The following is a 1,922-nucleotide window of genomic DNA, read 5'->3' as shown; positions in this document are numbered from 1 at the left end:
TGATGCGTCGGGGCGATGGTCGCTTGCGCGCTGGTGGTGAGTGGTTTTCTTTTGGTCCCCGCAGTCAGTGGGGGAGGTGGAGCGACGGGTGGCGCGCGGCAGATAGTTGCTTGCTTGGCCAGGCCTGTACGCGCGCCACCCGTCTAAAAGGGAGGCCAGTGATGGGGCCGGCGATGTCGCTCTTCGGGAGTGTCATAAATTTTGTGTTTGAGGCCTAACATACCGCTCAAGGAGCACATGTATGGCCACAAAGAAGAAACCTCCCCTGAGGGAATTACCGTCGATCCCGGCGGGTCTGGTTGACCAGTTCGTTAAGGGTCCGATGACCGCCGAGGCGGTGCAGGACCTGTCGATGGCGTTCAAGAAGGCGCTGATCGAGCGGGCGCTGGGCGCCGAGCTAGGGCACCATCTGAGGTATCCCTCGGGCGGAGATCGCCCCGAGGAAGCCACCAATCAGCGCAACGGCAAGAGCCGCAAGACGGTGCTGACCGATGACGGTCCGCTGCGGGTGGAGATCCCGCGGGACCGTGACGGCAGCTTCGCCCCGATCCTGATCCCCAAGCACGAGCGCCGCTTTACCGGGTTTGATGACAAGATCATCGCGATGTACGCCCGGGGCATGACGGTGCGCGAGATCCAGGGGTTCTTGGTCGAGCAGTACGGCACCGAGGTCTCGCCCGAGTTCATCAGCTCGGTGACCGACGCGGTCATGGACGAGGTCACTGCTTGGCAGACCCGGCCTCTAGAGACGATGTACCCGGTGGTGTTCTTCGATGCGCTGCGGGTCAAGATCCGCGAGGACGGGGTGGTACGCAACAAGGCCGTGTACCTGGCGCTGGCGGTGCTGCCTGATGGCACGCGCGACATCCTGGGCCTGTGGATCGAGCAGACCGAGGGCGCCAAGTTCTGGATGAAGGTGTTCAACGAACTGAAGACCCGCGGCACGCAGGACATCCTGATCGCCGTCACCGATGGCTTGAAGGGTATGGAGCAGTCGCTGAACGCGGTGTTCCCGGCCACGACGCTGCAGACCTGCATCGTGCACCTGATCCGCTCGAGCCTGGACTACGCCAGCTGGAAGGAACGCCGGACGGTGGCAGCGGCCTTGAAGCCGATCTACACGGCGGCGACTGTGGAGGCTGCGTTGGCTGCGCTATCGGCGTTCGAGCAAGGCCCGTGGGGTCAGCGTTACGCGCCGATCGCAGAAGCATGGCGCCGGGCCTGGGATCGGGTGATCCCGTTCTTTATGTTCCCGCCAGCGATCCGCAAGGTGATTTACACCACCAACGCCATCGAAAGCATCAACGCGCAGTTGCGCCGGGTGGTGAAAACGCGAAGGCACTTCCCCAGCGATGAGGCCGCCACCAAGCTGCTGTGGCTGGTCCTGCGCAACGTCACTGACGGCTGGGGCAGCGCCACGCATGACTGGAAGGCCGCCATGAACCAGTTCGCCATCATTTACGCTGAACGCTTCACTGACCCGTATCGCTGAGATAGCAGCAACACGCCTGATCCTCCACGGGATCAGGCACTGAGTGCCTTAAACACAAAAAAACTGACACTCCCGGTTTGCGCGATTTCCATACGCCGAAGGCGATGCGTAGGAGTTTTCTGGCGATGATGTTTAGGCACCGCAACCCACACGCGAAGCGAATCGCGCAACGACGCAAGACGATGCGTAAGCTCCCCAAGGCCGCCCGCGCGGCCGGCCGGGAGCGGGCCCCGCAAGATCCTCCACCACTCAAAACCCGGGGCGAGAACCCTAAGCACACCGCCCTCCCCAGCGACGATCAAGATTCAGCCAGCAGAGCCCGGCGCGACAGTCCCCCGGGGCGTGCGGGGAGTCGATAAGCCCGAGGGAATCTGAAGGGAAGGCCGAAGGCCTGGACGAAGATGACGTAGGGATAGTCCGGAGCGAAGGC

The 1,922-nt window shown here is 63.0% G+C and carries 1 protein-coding gene; it reads left to right on the top strand.

The annotated features are described in order from the left end of the window. Positions 1–241: 241 nt before the first annotated feature. Positions 242–1,492 carry an IS256 family transposase gene (locus A9976_RS29335; RefSeq protein ID WP_183021889.1) on the top strand — a complete coding sequence of 417 codons (1,251 nt, stop codon included), beginning with the start codon at positions 242–244 and terminating at the stop codon, positions 1,490–1,492. Positions 1,493–1,922 lie beyond the last annotated feature (430 nt).

The sequence above is a fragment of the Delftia sp. UME58 genome (assembly GCF_014170385.1).
Taxonomy (GTDB): Bacteria; Pseudomonadota; Gammaproteobacteria; order Burkholderiales; family Burkholderiaceae_C; genus Comamonas; species Comamonas acidovorans.
This window is presented reverse-complemented; position numbering and strand designations above follow the sequence as displayed.